The organism is Flavobacterium piscisymbiosum, from assembly GCF_020905295.1.
Lineage (GTDB): Bacteria > Bacteroidota > Bacteroidia > Flavobacteriales > Flavobacteriaceae > Flavobacterium > Flavobacterium piscisymbiosum.
Map to the genome: position 1 here is coordinate 719,546 of NZ_JAJJMM010000001.1, position 14,690 is coordinate 734,235.

The window sequence follows — 14,690 nt, forward strand, 5'->3', positions numbered from 1 at the left end:
AATATTTTAACAACATTTTTTCATTATTGAAATATATTTTGATTTTCTACAAAAAAAAGTATATTTACAACAATGAAAAAAACAAGCATTCTTTTTGCTGTTGTTACCCTGATCGCTTTTTTCGCAAGCTGCAAAAACGAATCTGACAACTACATTGATCCTCGAGGAGCCGATTATGCCGGTTCTGAAAGCTGTATTCAGTGCCATCAGGTACAATACAATATGGCTTTGCAAAGCTCTCATTTTAAAGCTACTGCTCCGGCAATTTCAGAAAATGTTTTAGGTGATTTTGACAAAGGCAATCATACTTTTATTTATGACAAAGACACTAAACTTGTTATGGAAAAACGTAACGACAGTCTTTATCAGGTTTTATATAAAAACGGAAAAGAAGTTCAGGCGCATCGATTTGAAATTGTTTTTGGCACTAAACATGCACAAACATCAGTTTACTGGCGAGATAACAATACTTACGAACTGCCGCTTTCTTATTATAACGCAATAAATAGTTGGGCAACCAGTCCGGGATTTCCCGCAGACAAACCTTATTTTGACCGAAAAGTGGTGAAAGATTGTTATGCTTGTCACAGTTCGAACATAAGCAGCAGAAGTGTGAATCAGAAACCTGAAGAAGTAAATTTTCTATCTGCAGAAGTTGAAGATGTAATTGATAAAAAAACGATTGTTTACGGAATTGATTGTGAACGTTGTCACGGACCTGCTAAAAAACATGCTGAATTTCATCTCAAAAACCCAAATGTAAAAGTCGCGAATAGCATTGTAAGCTATAAAACATTAAATCGACAACAAAAATTAGATGCCTGTGCGCTTTGTCATTCCGGAAATGACGGAATGAAAATGAAGTCGCGTTTTGATTTTAAGCCCGGAGATAATTTAACTGAATTTTACAGAAGTACAAGAGATCCTAATGACACAACATTTGACGTACATGGAAATCAATTTCATTTAATGTCGCAAAGTAAATGTTTTATCAAAAGCGAAAAAATGGATTGTATTACTTGTCATAATCCACATGAAAATACCTCTAAAAATCTGGCTTCCTATTCTAAAATTTGTATGAGCTGCCATCAGGGTTTAAAACACAATGAAACAACGCTAAAAACGATGTCAGGAAGTTTATTGGCTAATAATTGTGTAGAGTGCCACATGCCTAATAAGATGTCAAATGCTATTAAATTTCAAATTTCCAACACCAAAGAAATGTCGAATTATATTTTAAGGACACACAAAATCGGGATTTATCCAGCAAAATAAAAAATGATTATTCGCCGAATTTTTTAAGTTCAAAAGTTTCTCCGTCAAAAACGCCATAAGTAAAATAACCAATCCAGTCGCCCAGATTTACATATTTGGCATCTTGACCAACGTCTATAATCATAGGTAAATGACGATGACCAAAAATAAAGTAATTGTAATGCTGGGTTTCGAGTTTGCGTTTGGCGTATAAAACCAGCCATTCGTTTTCCTCGCCTAAAAATTTTACATCTTCGGCACCAGAAATCAATTTGTTTTTAACTGATAAATATTGGGCTAAACTTACGCCAACATCAGGATGTAACCAACGAAAAAGCCACTTGGAAAACGGATTTGTAAATACCTTTTTCATGCGCTTATATCCTTTATCTCCGGGACCTTTTCCGTCGCCGTGACCAATCAGGAATGTTTTTCCGTTAAAAGTAAATTCCTTATTATCATGATACACCGGAATATTCAATTCGGTCTGAAAGTAGTCGTTCATCCATAAATCGTGATTTCCCACGAAAAAATAAATCGGGATTCCGCTATCACGAATTTCAGCCAGTTTACCTAAAACGCGTACAAAACCCTTTGGAACAACTGTTTTATATTCGAACCAAAAATCGAATAAATCACCTAATAAAAAAATAGCTTCCGCATCCTGTTTCACCTCATCCAGCCAGGCCACAAATTTTTGTTCGCGCGGCAAACTCAACTCAGGCGTTGGCGCACCAAAATGCTGATCAGAAGCAAAATATACTTTCTTCATTGAAGTTATGAGTTAGGAATTAAGAGTTATGAGTTAAACACTGAATTGGAATTTGGATTTTTTTATTGAAATTTTAAACATTATCGCTCGCGTACCATTCTGCAAACGAAGATTCTGTTTCCTGAAGTTTAAGAGAAAAAAGAGAGATATCCTTTGGCAAACGCGCAATGATTCTATCTGCAAAATCAACTACCATGTTTTCGCTTGTTGGCTGATAATCTACTAAAATTACGTGATGACCACGATTTTTCAATTCATTTGCCAATTCGATATGCGGCGTAGTTTCATTAAAAACCGTTGCATGATCAAACTGATCGACGATTTCTTCTTTTACAATTTTCTTTAAGTCCGAAAAATCAATTACCATTCCGAATTTCACATTCGATCGATCTGTGATTGGTGAACCAATAACCGTTACCGATAATTTATAACTATGCCCGTGAACGTTTTTGCATTTTCCGTCGTAACCGTACAAAGCATGCCCGGTTTCGAAACTAAATTGCTTTGTAATTCTGATATTACTCATCGATTTGAATTTTAGGTTGCAAATTTACAAATTAATAACCGTTTTCATCTCTTTTTTTAGCTCTGTTATACATCCAATACGCAATTAGAATCAAAACTACAAAAGGAATGAACGATCCGATGATAACTCCGATTTGATAACCCGCATCAGGAGCGGTTTTTATTTTCTCTGCAACATCGACTTTTTGAAATAATGAAATGACAGTCATTTTATTAAAATTTAAATTAACATGAAGAAAAATAAGCCCTTACCAAACCCAGAACTTTGTCAAAGTTTAAAACTTTGACAAAGTTATCGCACTGAAAACCGAGACTGAGACTGAAAACTGAGACTACACTTTACTTCTTAAACTGTGTCAAAGCCTTTTTTGAAAAATCAGACAAAACCAATTTTCCGGTAATAGCAGCACGTTCTATAAGTAACGATTCCCAATGTTCTGTTCCTTCCCAAATAATTTTCTTCATTTCCTGCAAAGCTTCGGGATTGTACAAACTTAATTTTTCAGCAAAATTCGCAACTGCATTATCAAGATCTTCCGCATTATGAATTTCCGAAAATAATTTATTTGCTAAAGCCCACTCTGCCGATTTCCATTCGTGTGCAGCCAGTGTCATTTCGGCCATTGCAGCTTTTCCTATTTTGCGGGAAACGGCAGGCTCAATCACAAACGGACCAATACCAATTGCCAGTTCAGATAATTTTACAGCACTTTCAGGAGTTGCCAAAACATAATCGCAAGCCGATATAATTCCTACACCGCCGCCAACAGCTTTTCCCTGAACACGGCCAATAATAAGTTTAGAGCAATTGCGCATGGCATTTAGCAAATGAGCAAAACCAGAGAAAAACTCAGTTCCCTGCTCCTCATTTTCTACCTGCAGAAGCTCATCAAACGAAGCACCTGAACAAAACACTCTGGATCCTTCGCTTTGTAAAATAATTACCGAAACAGTTTCCTTAAGACTTAAAGAATTGATTTCGGCTGTTAATCTATCCAACAATTCTCTTGGAAAAGAATTACTCGCCGGATGACCAAATTGCACTTTTGCAACAGCATTATTAAAGACAGTTTGTAAAGAACCGTTTTGATTTTCTGAACTCATAAAAATAGATTTGATCGTAAAGTTACGGTTTTGAAAAATAATTTCGCCTGAACCCGATTTGAAATTTGTTTTTTGAAAATTAATTGACTTTATTTGCTATCGCTTTGGGGGATTAGCTCATTTGGCTAGAGTATCCCGATCTGATCGGGAAGGTGACCGATTCGAATACAAATTCTAAAGTTTACAAAAAAGGGGGATTAGCTCATTTGGCTAGAGCGCTTGCCTGGCAGGCAAGAGGTGATCGGTTCGAATCCGATATTCTCCACAAATATTTCACAAAAAAATACCCAAACATAGATATATGTTTGGGTATTTTCATTTACACAAACTATGTTTTACACTTATATCTTATTTTCAACCTCACTTAACAAATATTATATTGGGTCGTGTCAAAATATTGAACAACGCTTACAAGATCACTTAAACAGCAGAAGTAAGTTTACCAAAATCGCCAAAGATTGGGAATTAAAATATTTTGAAACTTTTCTCACCCGCAGTGAAGCCTGCAAAAGAGAATTGCAAATTAAAAAAATGAAAAGCAGGAAATACATCGAAACATTAATACAAACATTTCACAAAAAAATACCCAAACATAGATATATGTTTGGGTATTTTCATTTACACAAACTATGTTTTACACTTATATCTTATTTTCAACCTCACTTAACAAATATTATATTGGGTCTTGTCAAAACATTGAACAACGCTTACAAGATCACTTAAACAGCAGAAGTAAGTTTACCAAAATCGCCAAAGATTGGGAATTAAAATATTTTGAAACTTTTCTCACCCGCAGTGAAGCCCGCAAAAGAGAATTGCAAATTAAAAAAATGAAAAGCAGGAAATACATCGAAACATTAATACAAACAAAAGGCTAGAGTATCCCGATGCATCGGGAAGGTGATCGGTTCGAATCCGATATTCTCCACAAATATTTCACAAAAAAATACCCAAACATAGATATATGTTTGGGTATTTTCATTTACACAAACTATGTTTTACACTTACATCTTATTTTCAATCTCACTTAACAAAAATTATATTGGGTCTTGTCAAAATATTGAACAACGCTTACAAGATCACTTAAACAGCTGAAGTAAGTTTACCAAAATCGCCAAAGATTGGGAATTAAAATATTTTGAAACTTTTCTCACCCGCAGTGAAGCCTGCAAAAGAGAATTGCAAATTAAAAAAATGAAAAGCAGGAAATACATCGAAACATTAATACAAACAAAAGGCTAGAGTATCCCGATGCATCGGGAAGGTGACCGGTTCGAATCCGGTATTCTCCACAAACATATTTTAAGTCTATAAATTTATTATTTATAGACTTTTTTTATTTCTACTACATCCTTATTCAATACAAAACTTGTTTAGATTAGAGCTGTTTTACACAAGATCATATTTAACTTCTTAAGTTGTCATCAAATTATCTTAATTTAACCTCTGTAACAATTCTTCAAACATTTCGTCTATATATAACATTAAACAGGACAAATTTCAGCATAAAAGAACATTTTGCTTCATTTACAAAACAGACAACCAGTAACATAAACCAGAACCAACCGTATGAAAAATAAAATCTTACTTCTATTTTTATTTTTAACAACCTTAGGATTTGCGCAAAAACCAACCTTTAAGATTAAATATTCTGAGCAATTGGCAGTTTTTATTTTTTTACAAAGTCTATCCGAGAATTACCATGAAAATGTTTTCAAAACCGAATTCGAAAAATCAAAATACAATACCGAAAAATATAAAACTATCATTTCAAACTTTGATAAATTAAATATCTATTACAGTTATCGGTTTGATGAATATCCTTTCGGTTCAAAAAAGACAATGCAAACGGAAGACATCGTGAAAAAAAATCTGATTGAAACTGAAAACCTAACAGATTTCAAACTTCGAACTATTGGCTTTATTTCCAGCAAAACGTTGAGTGATTTTGCAGAAAGTATTTTAGCATTTACCCCAATTTACAACGAATTAATTTATAATCCGAACAAAGAAAAATTCGAAAAACAAGTCGAAGAAATTAAAAAATACTCTAACGAGCATAATATCGAAAACTACTTTCAAACAGGTCTAACATTTTACAATTCCAGTTGGGATAATTCAATTCCTTTCGAAATAGCTTTTTATCCCCTACCCAATTCTGAGGGATTTACAGCACAAGCATTTTGCAACAATTTTATTAGCGCTGTACAAACCGACTTAAAATCGCACAAAGATTTATTTAGTGTGATGCTGCACGAAACGTATCATATTATTTATGACGAGCAATCACTCGAAGTAAAAACCCAAATTGATCAATATTTTAAAGAAAGTAAATCAAAATACAGCAATTACGCTTATCAGCTTATGAATGAAGCTTTGGCAACAGCATTAGGAAATGGCTATGTTTATGGAAAACTGGACGGACAAATTGATCCCGGAGATTTGTATAATAAAAAATACATCAGTCTTATGGCAAAGCAAATTTATCCCTTAGTAACAGAATATATCGACCAAAAGAAACCTATGGATAAAAACTTTATCGACAGTTACATCAATCTCTATGAAGTAAATTTCCCGGACTGGATAAACGAACTCAATAATATAATGAGTTACCGATATGTTCTCACCGAAAACGAAGACGATATTAATGCCATAAGAAAAATGTATCGTTACCGTTCCAGAACCGAAGGAGAATATCAAATTACCGAAGCCAGCATCGAAAAGATGAAAAAAACATCACTTACAAAAGTGATCATTATTTCAAAAAACAGTGCCGAAAAAATCAAATTATTAAAAAATGAATTCCCGGAATTAAAAAACTGGAAGGCTAATGCTAACAAGGAATTTGCAAACATGATCTTATTAACTGATAAAAGTCAATTGATTGTAATCAACCAAAAAACATCGACAATTGAAACGCTTTTTAAATCCATAAAATAAAGATTATTAAGCCCAACCATTATTGTTTTTATAAATTGTCGTAAACTATTACAATCAAAACCTATACAGTCTTTTTTATAGATTTTCTCTTCATTTATTTGTTTAAAATAAATAAGACATGAAAAAACTAATTTTATTATTTGCTTTGATTTTTATTACTTCTTGTTCTAAAGACGATACAAATCATGAGAATATATTTACTGATGATACTTACATGTATTTTGATCCTCCAAGTTGGTTATTTGGAACGTGGACTAACACTCAAGGTGACAAAATAACGTTCACAGCAAATAATGTAATTTTTAATGAATACGGAAATCCTGCTAGTTCTGCCAACGAAGAAATTGCCTATTATGAGAAGAATTTTGGAAACCCAAATATTCAGGAAACAGCTTACGCTAATTACTACAGTTTAAAGTACAATTACAATATCGATTATCGAATGAAATTTACCATCATTCAAATATCCGACAGAAAAATAGATGTAGAAGGTTTCTTTACAGGAACATTTACAAAACTTTAATATTCCTATAATTAAAACATAAAAACCCTTGTAGAACAATCCTGCAAGGGTTTTTAGTTTTATCCAGACCACTGTTTTTACTTTTCATTTGCCGCATCATCAAAATTCGGTTCGTCTTCTTCCGGTTTCTTAAAATCATTATTCAGCAAATCTGTTAGTTTCTTTTTCTCTTTCTGATTCTTTTTTGTAGTAAACACAATTAAAATAATCACTACCGCAACTACAACTCCTATTATTACCCAATTGATTTCCATAACTTTAATTTTTTATTAAAGTTAAGATTTTAAACTTACAGAATATTATCAAAAGGTTAAGCCTTAGCGTTATAAAAATCAGGAGCAGAAAGTTTTGTTTTCAAAACACCAATTGTCCCACTGTACACTGTATCCTATCGTCGGGCCATAAGTATAAAAATAAACACGAATTTCACTAATTGCCACTAATTAGTTTGTGAAATTAATTTCACAAACTAAGCTGACCATTAAAATTTGTGCAAATTTGTGAAAGTAGTGTTTAATATTTGTGTCCAGATGGTAGGTTTTAATCAGCGCTAGATTAGAGGTTTTTAATTTATTAGACATCTTTTTTTATATATTTATATCTGTAAAAAGTCATATGGTTTTTAATTTACTTAAAATCTAAGCAAAATAATCCCCCTAAATACCGTGAATACAATACCTTATAATTTCCTCCTGACCAAAATGTTTAAAAATCTAAAAAAGCCTTTATCAATTGGCTTACTATTTTTTGTAAGCACCATTTTAGAAATTTACTGGGCAGTTGGCGAATTTTCCGGAAGAATGTCAAGTGGCAATCCAGATGCTTCGTTTTTTGATGATGCTTATTTAATTTCATTGTTTACAACTATCTTTTTGACAATTGTATTTCTTTTTCTTTCCCTCATTAAAAACAAATATTTAAAAATCACCATTCAATTTATGTTCTTAATTTCAGTTTGGTTTTTCTGGAATTATACCGTTTTTGTCGATCGCGAATCGTCGTGGAGCACCTACACTTTCAACGAAGAACTTCTTTATACATTATCAACTTCAATTTTGCCTGTTTTGGTTTTATCAATTCCCACACTATTTGGTTTAAATCATATCTTAAAAAGTCATGAACCAAAATAAAAAATCTACAATAGTTTTAAGAGTTTATCTTATTCTTAGTTTGCTTCTGGCAATAGATTGCTTATTATATTATTATAAACTCATTAGTTTACGAGGCTATTACAGCGATGTGGTTCTCTATTGGCTTTGGTTTTTAACCAACTTTGTGGTGATTGTACTATTTTGGAAAAAAATTATGGCAAAATTACTTTTGGGAGGAATTATATTAGCCATAATACTCAGTATTTTACCGCTAATGATGCCTTTTTATGCATGGATACTTTCGACTACACCACTAGGATTAATGATAGATAGAAATCTAAATGAAAAATACAGGGCGCAAATTGTAAGCTATAGCGCAATGGCACCACCGTGGCTTGAAGTAATAGAAAAACACGGTCTTTTAGAAAAAAGAATATTAAAAAGTACCGATTATCAACTTATGAACGATAATCTAAATGTAAAAATCAGAACAGCAAAAGATATTATTTTTAATCAAGAAACTGATAGCACACTTACACTTACGCTATTTTATGGCGGTCCAAACAAAACTATCACCTTCAACAAAAATACCGGGGAAGTCCTGAATATAAAAACAAATTGAATTGAACTAAAAACAAAACAATATGACATTATTACTCCGTTGGTTACTAGTACCTATAATAGCACTGATCGCATTATTGTTCTGGAAAGGCAGTCCGCTTCTTATAAAATCAGCATTATTGATTGTTCCGTTGGTTGTTATTGTAAGCTGGTTTGCGCACGAAGGAGCCTTTAGCGGAAGCGGCGGATTAGAAAAACTTTACGGCATATTAACCATAATAGCATTCCTGGTTTGCTATGAAGTCGGAATGTTATTTAATCGCTTTTATTTGGCAAAAAAAAGCATCGAAACCGCTCAGGATGATATACTTCTTACCATTGGTGCAATTATATTAGTATTATCAATCGTATATTTCTTTATAATTATTTCAAAATAGATAAAAAATTAACTTACCAAATTTATGAATCTAAAAATACAAGCAATTACAGTTGCCTCATTTATTTTCCTGCTTTCCTGCAACAACAAACAGGAAACTAAAAGCAATAAACCTCAGGCCAACAAAACAGCAACAACCCAAAACGACTCTGTACAAAACGAGGAACTTCCCAGAAAAGAAAGCATCAATTTATTTACCCTCACTTACAGAGACAGTACCGATGTAGCTTTTGTTTCCCTTTCAGACATTTACCCGCTCGACGATACGGCTTCAGACACTCTTGCTTTGCCCAATATCGAAAAAATGGAAAAAAAGTCTGCAAAATATTTCACCTTAGAAAAAAAATACAGAAATCGTTTTTTATCCAAAACCAATATTTCCGAAACCGATTCTTTGTTTGTCTATGATTATGCCAAAAACAAACTGGCTTCATTTGCCATAAAAAATCTTAAAGCCGCTGCATGGCTAAACGGTTATTCATCCGAAGAAGACTGGCCTTATCCCAAATATTATTACATGATTGGATTCGAAATCAGCAAAAAATCCTTAACCGCATTAAGTGATTATTATTCTGATGTTTTAGTCTATGTAGGTAAAGAAAATCCATTTACAAATAAACCTTTAACTGCAATTGTCTGGACGAAAATTCCCTCGAAAGAATTCCCGTCAAAACCAATAAAAAAAGAAGATCTTGATCAACTAAAAAACAAAGTCAGTGGCAACACCTATTCTTATAAAACAGAAGATTATCACTATTTTCTACAGGAATATCTGGAATCAAGAGAAGTTACCGGAAGGCGCTTATTGGTTGTCGATTCAAAAACAAAAGACATCATTATCGAAAAAATGTTTATCGATGGCGAAAGTTTATCCGCAGCACCATTAAACGATAAAAACAATGATGTTGCGGTACAATACACAGGCAAACTCTTTAAAAACAAACCGCCAGTTGTATTTGGTTTTGCATATGAATCATTCGGATGTCGTGCCATTTCGCTTATCGACAAATCAAACGAAGACATTTATATTCAATGCGATAACCGACATTAAATTCATAATTTAGAAAATCAGGAGCAGAAAAATTCATTTTCAAAAAGACCAATTGTCCCGCTCTCGGCTATATCTTTTTCCTGCTAAAGAAGCAGTAAAAAGGATACCGCCTCGATCGGGGCTAAACTAGAAATTTTAGTTTTTATAAGAACTTTTTTTTAGTTTCATTACTCAATAATTTAATTAAAAAAATTTATATGAAAATTTCTTTCTGGCTTTATTGTTCAAACCTCGAAGTCTCATTTGATTTTTATCAAAAAGTTTTTAATCTCAAAAATGAAACCTTTACCAACAAAACAAAAACTTTCTTTGTACCAATTGATAATCATGCCGAATTAAAAATAAGCACTTTACAGACCCCCCTTAACGAAGGAAATATCGAAATAAACGAAGCGCCTATAAATGATGTATACAATCGTCTGATAAAAAACCAGCTTCCGCAAAGCAATGAATCTGATGTAGAAAAAATGCCGACAAGTACATTTTCAGGCCCTTGGGATTATCCCGGCGGAAAAGCGCTCTTCCTAAAAGATCCGGACAATCATTTTATTGTTTTTATGGAGTGGTGATTTAATAATCCCGTTTATTGAAAGAGAAATAGTCATTTGATATAAAATTAAAAAAGCCATTCTAAAGAGAGTGGCTTTTTTGATGGATAAAATAGTAGTTTAAAAACATAACTTATTTTGACTAAAAAATGACTTTTAGAGGAAGAGCAGAAAACGGAATTAATCTATTTTTACTAAGATCGATTTATATTTAATTATTTAAACACAAATAATATCAGAATAACCGAACCTTCCAATAAAACAAAATTATCGATCATAAATTAGAAACAACCATCGCAAGTGGGCTGAAAGCCCAAAAGCAATAGCGTAGTGCAACGCACTACGAATTAAAACCAATCGTGAATATTGCCCTGAAAGGGCCAACGCAAAAATCAATATGTCGCAATCACTATCAAAAGTATATGTTCATTTAACATTTAGCACCAAAGGACGTCACCCATTTATTGACCATACTATACAAGAGAGATTATGGCAATACCTTGGCGGAATTTGCAAAGGATTAGAATGCAACCCAATTCAAATAGGAGGATATAAAGATCACGTACATATCTTATGCTTGTTGTCTAAAAAAATTACTCAAATGAAATTGGTAGAAGAAGTAAAAAAGCAATCTTCAAAATGGATAAAAACGATAGATAAAAATTACGTAAATTTTTATTGGCAAGATGGCTATGGTATCTTTTCTGTCAACCCATCACAACTAGAAATAGTAACACAGTACATTAAAAATCAAGAAGAACATCATAAAAAACATACATTTAAAGAAGAACTACTTGCTTTTTTAAATAAATACCAAGTAAAATATGATGAACGTTTTCTTTGGGATTAGGCTTTCGCCCTTACAGGGCTGAAATAATAATCCTTCATTTATTCATAGTGCTCCGCACCATGCTATTGCTAAGGCTCTTTCAGAGCAACAGGATTCGAATACTTTAATTTTGTAAGTTGTGTACAAAAAGAGATTCATTAGCGCAAATTTGCAATCATCAGAGCTCGACACTTTAAAAAATGGGCTGAAAGCCCTAAAAGAAATAGCGTAGTGCAACGCACTACGAATTAAATCAAAAGTAAAAATTGCCCTGAAAGGGCAAAAGAAAATTGAGAATAAAGAATTAAAGAAAAAGGTATTTAATAGAAGAACATCATGTTAAACATACTTTTTGAAATTAGGCTTCTGCCCTTACAGGGCTGAAATAATAATCCTTCATTTATTCATAGCGCTTCGCACTACGCTATTGCTAAGGCTCTTTCAGAGCAATTTTCCAGCATTTTAATTTTGTGATTTGTGCACAAAAAGAGATTCGTTAGCGCGAATTTGCAATCGTAAGTATTCGACATTTTTAAAAATGGGCTGAAAGCCCTAAAAGAAATAGCGTAGTGCAACGCACTACGAATTAAATCAAAAGTAAAAATTGCCCTGAAAGGGCAAAAGAAAATTGAGAATAAAGAATTAAAGAAAAAGGTATTTAATAGAAGAACATCATGTTAAACATACTTTTTGAAATTAAGCTTCTGCCCTTACAGGGCTGAAATACTAATCATCATTCTATTCATAGTGCTTCGCACTATGCTATTGCCAAGGCTCTTTCAGAGCAACATTTCGAACACTTATAATTTCTTATGATTTGCAATCCGTGCCAGCAAAGAGAATACTCAACGCCCCAAAACCGTAGGCTTTTTAGATTTAACATAAATCAAATCCGGTTCATTATCCCAGGAAATTACGAGACGATCTTTCGTTACTTTTTTAATGATTCCCAAATACCATTTACTACGAGAATAATGCACCCAAAGAGAATCGTTCTTGTAATTGCAATCGTAAACTTTACCATCACTATCGTTTACAAAATAATCGGCATTGATTTCTATTTTACTGAAATTGCCTTTTCCTCTAGATTCCCACTTACCGTATGCGTCAGAAATATTTAAAGGTTCTTTTTTCTTTCCAAAAGTCAAATTAAAAGCTTCTCCTCTGGAGAATTCGTTTAATCCTTTGTTTTCTATTTTACTAAAAAATGCTTTTTTGTCATAGATTTTTAGTGGTTTCCAATTACTATCTAAAATTGAAATTTTAAAATCTTTAGGAAAACCTACTAATGTATCTTTATTATGTAACGGCAATACAATATACTGTTCAGCTCCTTTATCTAATACAAGCGGATCTGTAACATTGTTATTTTGTCGCAACAACCATTCATCATTTACTTCCTTTACAATATCTATCGAATCTGATTCTTTATAAACCAATTTATATTCCTCTCCGTATTCACTAATAAATTGTTTAAGTTTTGCTATGGTAATTTTGATTTCCTGCTTTTTATAAAATTCAATTTCATTTTCAGAAAATTTAAAATCTACTACAATCACAACTTTTTTATCACTTTCATTTTTCAGATTCAAATATCTAAAACCATCCTCAAATGTTTCAGGTCGGGGTTTCTGCGTAGTCGCAACAAAAAAGAAACAAGAAAGAAGAAAAATCAATTTTAGAAAAACGGGCCGCACTTTATATACGACAGATTCTTGCTTTAATAACCAAAACGAAACCAGAATACTTACCAAGGCAATATTATCTGAAAAATCTACAACGCGATAAAAACCAAAAAAGTCAATAAAAGCTTCCGAAAAGGAACTCTTCCAAAAAACAAAAAATAACGCAACAGCAATATGAATTTCTTTGGTTCTTTTTGGAAAAAGTACACTCCAAAAAAACGGGAAAGCAAGAAGTCCCGCAAAATCAGATAATTTTCCGGTGAGATAATTATGAAAGACAGTTTTTAATATGAAGTCATTTAAAAGAAGAATCAATAACGAAACAAGAAAAACAGGATGCGCTAATCTATTTAAATTTTTTATCATATTTGATTTGACATTATGAATTAACAGGTATGTAAAAAAAACCTGCATGGGAAAAATCAAATTTCGAGCCAGATAATGTGCTTACCTTTTAGTCAATTCGATCCATTCATTAATCGTTCCTTCTCCTCCAACTCCTTTTATGTAATATTTATCGTTTTCTTTTTTTATCGAGAAAGTATTATTAATCTCCTTGCATCTAACATCATCATTCTCGACATAAAACAAGTCCAAAATATTTTCATGCTGCAATACTTTGTATGCTCCCATACATGATATCGGCTCATGATAAGAATCCTTATTCAACAAAACTTTGTCTTTTAAAATTGAAAAATAATAGGTGATATTTGCCATTCCAGATGAAGTTTCTTCTGTTTCAACACTTACAGAAAATTCGCCTTGAAATTCTTTTGGAATTGGTTTTGCATCTTTTAATTTATATTCTAAAATCAGATCATTGTAGAGCGTAATTCCTTTTTTATCTATTTTGTTAGATGCTATTTTTTTAATAAAAACCCACTTATTATTCTCATACAAATAAAAATAAACCAAAGCACCATCTTTCAGTTTAAAGTCTTCAGGGCTGTTGTATTCAGCCATTTCTTCCTTAGGAAAGAACTCTGAAATTTTGTAATATTCATTCGAATTCTTTTTTAGGACCTCTTTTATTTTTTGATCTATTATTTCAGGTTTTCCAATTGCAGCTTTATTTTCATCAGAGAAGAAACCAAACATATAATCTGCTTCCCAAAAAAACTGTTCATTCCCTGTCTTTCCAATATAATTAACCGTAAAAACACCAAGATCATCAGAGGAAAGATAAGATGGATAAGTTCGAACCGTTTTTGAAGTATCAGGTAAAACAAAACCATTCTCCTGATATTTCTTATCTAAAAAGTCAACAGGAGCAATTTCGAAATTGCTTTTGGCTTTAGGCGTACAGGCTATAAATAATACACAAACCAATAATGTTATCGCAATTCTTCCGGTTATTTTATCAATCATTTT

The 14,690-nt window shown here is 32.5% G+C and carries 19 protein-coding genes and 1 tRNA gene; 13 read left to right on the forward strand and 7 right to left on the reverse strand.

Annotated features, from left to right (window positions below; translation table 11 throughout):
- Nucleotides 1-72 precede the first annotated feature (72 nt).
- Complete coding sequence (locus LNP81_RS03380; protein ID WP_230033442.1) at nucleotides 73-1,275, forward strand: cytochrome c3 family protein; 1,203 nt, start codon at nucleotides 73-75, stop codon at nucleotides 1,273-1,275.
- A 7-nt stretch (nucleotides 1,276-1,282) separates the two neighbouring features.
- Here LNP81_RS03380 and LNP81_RS03385 read toward each other — a convergent pair whose 3' ends face one another.
- The 4 genes from LNP81_RS03385 to LNP81_RS03400 form a co-directional block, all read right to left on the reverse strand.
- On the reverse strand, nucleotides 1,283-2,026 hold the full coding sequence (locus LNP81_RS03385) for a UDP-2,3-diacylglucosamine diphosphatase (protein WP_230033444.1): 744 nt from the start codon (nucleotides 2,024-2,026) through the stop codon (nucleotides 1,283-1,285).
- Between the two features lie 73 nt (nucleotides 2,027-2,099).
- The gene (locus LNP81_RS03390; RefSeq protein WP_230033446.1) at nucleotides 2,100-2,552 is read right to left on the reverse strand and encodes a 6-pyruvoyl trahydropterin synthase family protein; all 453 of its coding nucleotides are present in this window, start codon (nucleotides 2,550-2,552) and stop codon (nucleotides 2,100-2,102) included.
- A gap of 31 nt (nucleotides 2,553-2,583) precedes the next feature.
- Complete coding sequence (locus tag LNP81_RS03395) at nucleotides 2,584-2,760, reverse strand: hypothetical protein (protein ID WP_230033447.1); 177 nt, start codon at nucleotides 2,758-2,760, stop codon at nucleotides 2,584-2,586.
- Between the two features lie 130 nt (nucleotides 2,761-2,890).
- Nucleotides 2,891-3,655 carry an enoyl-CoA hydratase/isomerase family protein gene (locus tag LNP81_RS03400; protein WP_230033448.1) on the reverse strand — a complete coding sequence of 255 codons (765 nt, stop codon included), beginning with the start codon at nucleotides 3,653-3,655 and terminating at the stop codon, nucleotides 2,891-2,893.
- Nucleotides 3,656-3,846: 191 nt separating this feature from the next.
- Between LNP81_RS03400 and LNP81_RS03405 the strand changes: the two genes are divergently transcribed.
- The 6 genes from LNP81_RS03405 to LNP81_RS03425 all read left to right on the forward strand — a co-directional run bounded on the left by LNP81_RS03405 (nucleotide 3,847) and on the right by LNP81_RS03425 (nucleotide 7,118).
- A tRNA-Ala gene (locus tag LNP81_RS03405) sits at nucleotides 3,847-3,920 on the forward strand.
- Nucleotides 3,921-3,985: 65 nt separating this feature from the next.
- Entirely contained in the window at nucleotides 3,986-4,378 is a 393-nt protein-coding gene (locus LNP81_RS03410; RefSeq protein ID WP_230033451.1) for a GIY-YIG nuclease family protein, read from the forward strand.
- Nucleotides 4,285-4,533: a GIY-YIG nuclease family protein gene (locus LNP81_RS03415; RefSeq protein WP_230033453.1), complete on the forward strand. Its 249-nt coding sequence runs from the start codon at nucleotides 4,285-4,287 to the stop codon at nucleotides 4,531-4,533. The genes LNP81_RS03410 and LNP81_RS03415 overlap by 94 nt, the downstream gene beginning before the upstream one ends.
- 115 nt (nucleotides 4,534-4,648) lie before the next feature.
- Nucleotides 4,649-4,750 (forward strand): GIY-YIG nuclease family protein, encoded by a 102-nt coding sequence (locus tag LNP81_RS27505; RefSeq protein ID WP_428979515.1) that lies wholly within the window; start codon nucleotides 4,649-4,651, stop codon nucleotides 4,748-4,750.
- 474 nt (nucleotides 4,751-5,224) lie between these two features.
- Entirely contained in the window at nucleotides 5,225-6,595 is a 1,371-nt protein-coding gene (locus LNP81_RS03420) for a hypothetical protein (protein ID WP_230033455.1), read from the forward strand.
- A gap of 118 nt (nucleotides 6,596-6,713) precedes the next feature.
- A complete protein-coding gene (locus tag LNP81_RS03425; protein WP_230033457.1) occupies nucleotides 6,714-7,118 on the forward strand; it encodes a hypothetical protein in 405 nt (134 codons plus the stop codon).
- Nucleotides 7,119-7,195: 77 nt separating this feature from the next.
- Here the strand turns inward: LNP81_RS03425 and LNP81_RS03430 are convergent, their stop codons facing one another.
- Nucleotides 7,196-7,372, reverse strand: a complete 177-nt coding sequence (locus LNP81_RS03430) for a hypothetical protein (RefSeq protein ID WP_230033459.1) — start codon at nucleotides 7,370-7,372, stop codon at nucleotides 7,196-7,198.
- Nucleotides 7,373-7,783: 411 nt separating this feature from the next.
- On the opposite strand from LNP81_RS03430, the gene LNP81_RS03435 reads away from it, so the two are divergent.
- The 6 genes from LNP81_RS03435 to tnpA all read left to right on the forward strand — a co-directional run bounded on the left by LNP81_RS03435 (nucleotide 7,784) and on the right by tnpA (nucleotide 11,655).
- A complete protein-coding gene (locus tag LNP81_RS03435; RefSeq protein WP_230033461.1) occupies nucleotides 7,784-8,248 on the forward strand; it encodes a hypothetical protein in 465 nt (154 codons plus the stop codon).
- The gene (locus LNP81_RS03440; RefSeq protein WP_230033463.1) at nucleotides 8,235-8,831 is read left to right on the forward strand and encodes a hypothetical protein; all 597 of its coding nucleotides are present in this window, start codon (nucleotides 8,235-8,237) and stop codon (nucleotides 8,829-8,831) included. Before LNP81_RS03435 ends, LNP81_RS03440 begins: the two co-directional genes overlap by 14 nt.
- 22 nt (nucleotides 8,832-8,853) lie before the next feature.
- A complete protein-coding gene (locus tag LNP81_RS03445) occupies nucleotides 8,854-9,207 on the forward strand; it encodes a hypothetical protein (protein WP_230033465.1) in 354 nt (117 codons plus the stop codon).
- 24 nt (nucleotides 9,208-9,231) lie between these two features.
- Nucleotides 9,232-10,257: an oxidoreductase gene (locus LNP81_RS03450; RefSeq protein WP_230033467.1), complete on the forward strand. Its 1,026-nt coding sequence runs from the start codon at nucleotides 9,232-9,234 to the stop codon at nucleotides 10,255-10,257.
- A 197-nt stretch (nucleotides 10,258-10,454) separates the two neighbouring features.
- A complete protein-coding gene (locus LNP81_RS03455; RefSeq protein WP_230033469.1) occupies nucleotides 10,455-10,826 on the forward strand; it encodes a VOC family protein in 372 nt (123 codons plus the stop codon).
- A gap of 376 nt (nucleotides 10,827-11,202) precedes the next feature.
- The gene (gene tnpA / locus LNP81_RS03460) at nucleotides 11,203-11,655 is read left to right on the forward strand and encodes an IS200/IS605 family transposase (RefSeq protein WP_230033471.1); all 453 of its coding nucleotides are present in this window, start codon (nucleotides 11,203-11,205) and stop codon (nucleotides 11,653-11,655) included.
- A gap of 824 nt (nucleotides 11,656-12,479) precedes the next feature.
- Here tnpA and LNP81_RS03465 read toward each other — a convergent pair.
- Together LNP81_RS03465 and LNP81_RS03470 are read right to left on the reverse strand one after the other, a co-directional pair.
- Nucleotides 12,480-13,685, reverse strand: coding sequence for a hypothetical protein (locus LNP81_RS03465; protein WP_230033473.1), 1,206 nt, complete (start codon nucleotides 13,683-13,685; stop codon nucleotides 12,480-12,482).
- 81 nt (nucleotides 13,686-13,766) lie between these two features.
- The gene (locus LNP81_RS03470) at nucleotides 13,767-14,687 is read right to left on the reverse strand and encodes a hypothetical protein (protein WP_230033475.1); all 921 of its coding nucleotides are present in this window, start codon (nucleotides 14,685-14,687) and stop codon (nucleotides 13,767-13,769) included.
- Nucleotides 14,688-14,690: the final 3 nt, after the last annotated feature.

Coding starts and splice junctions, on each gene's coding strand:
- LNP81_RS03380 (WP_230033442.1), top strand. CDS start 73: ATGAAAAAAACAAGCATTCTTTTTGCTGTTGTTACCCTGATCGCTTTT.
- LNP81_RS03385 (WP_230033444.1), bottom strand. CDS start 2,026: ATGAAGAAAGTATATTTTGCTTCTGATCAGCATTTTGGTGCGCCAACG.
- LNP81_RS03390 (WP_230033446.1), bottom strand. CDS start 2,552: ATGAGTAATATCAGAATTACAAAGCAATTTAGTTTCGAAACCGGGCAT.
- LNP81_RS03395 (WP_230033447.1), bottom strand. CDS start 2,760: ATGACTGTCATTTCATTATTTCAAAAAGTCGATGTTGCAGAGAAAATA.
- LNP81_RS03400 (WP_230033448.1), bottom strand. CDS start 3,655: ATGAGTTCAGAAAATCAAAACGGTTCTTTACAAACTGTCTTTAATAAT.
- LNP81_RS03410 (WP_230033451.1), top strand. CDS start 3,986: ATGTTTTACACTTATATCTTATTTTCAACCTCACTTAACAAATATTAT.
- LNP81_RS03415 (WP_230033453.1), top strand. CDS start 4,285: ATGTTTTACACTTATATCTTATTTTCAACCTCACTTAACAAATATTAT.
- LNP81_RS27505 (WP_428979515.1), top strand. CDS start 4,649: ATGTTTTACACTTACATCTTATTTTCAATCTCACTTAACAAAAATTAT.
- LNP81_RS03420 (WP_230033455.1), top strand. CDS start 5,225: ATGAAAAATAAAATCTTACTTCTATTTTTATTTTTAACAACCTTAGGA.
- LNP81_RS03425 (WP_230033457.1), top strand. CDS start 6,714: ATGAAAAAACTAATTTTATTATTTGCTTTGATTTTTATTACTTCTTGT.
- LNP81_RS03430 (WP_230033459.1), bottom strand. CDS start 7,372: ATGGAAATCAATTGGGTAATAATAGGAGTTGTAGTTGCGGTAGTGATT.
- LNP81_RS03440 (WP_230033463.1), top strand. CDS start 8,235: ATGAACCAAAATAAAAAATCTACAATAGTTTTAAGAGTTTATCTTATT.
- LNP81_RS03445 (WP_230033465.1), top strand. CDS start 8,854: ATGACATTATTACTCCGTTGGTTACTAGTACCTATAATAGCACTGATC.
- LNP81_RS03450 (WP_230033467.1), top strand. CDS start 9,232: ATGAATCTAAAAATACAAGCAATTACAGTTGCCTCATTTATTTTCCTG.
- LNP81_RS03455 (WP_230033469.1), top strand. CDS start 10,455: ATGAAAATTTCTTTCTGGCTTTATTGTTCAAACCTCGAAGTCTCATTT.
- tnpA (WP_230033471.1), top strand. CDS start 11,203: ATGTCGCAATCACTATCAAAAGTATATGTTCATTTAACATTTAGCACC.
- LNP81_RS03465 (WP_230033473.1), bottom strand. CDS start 13,685: ATGATAAAAAATTTAAATAGATTAGCGCATCCTGTTTTTCTTGTTTCG.
- LNP81_RS03470 (WP_230033475.1), bottom strand. CDS start 14,687: ATGATTGATAAAATAACCGGAAGAATTGCGATAACATTATTGGTTTGT.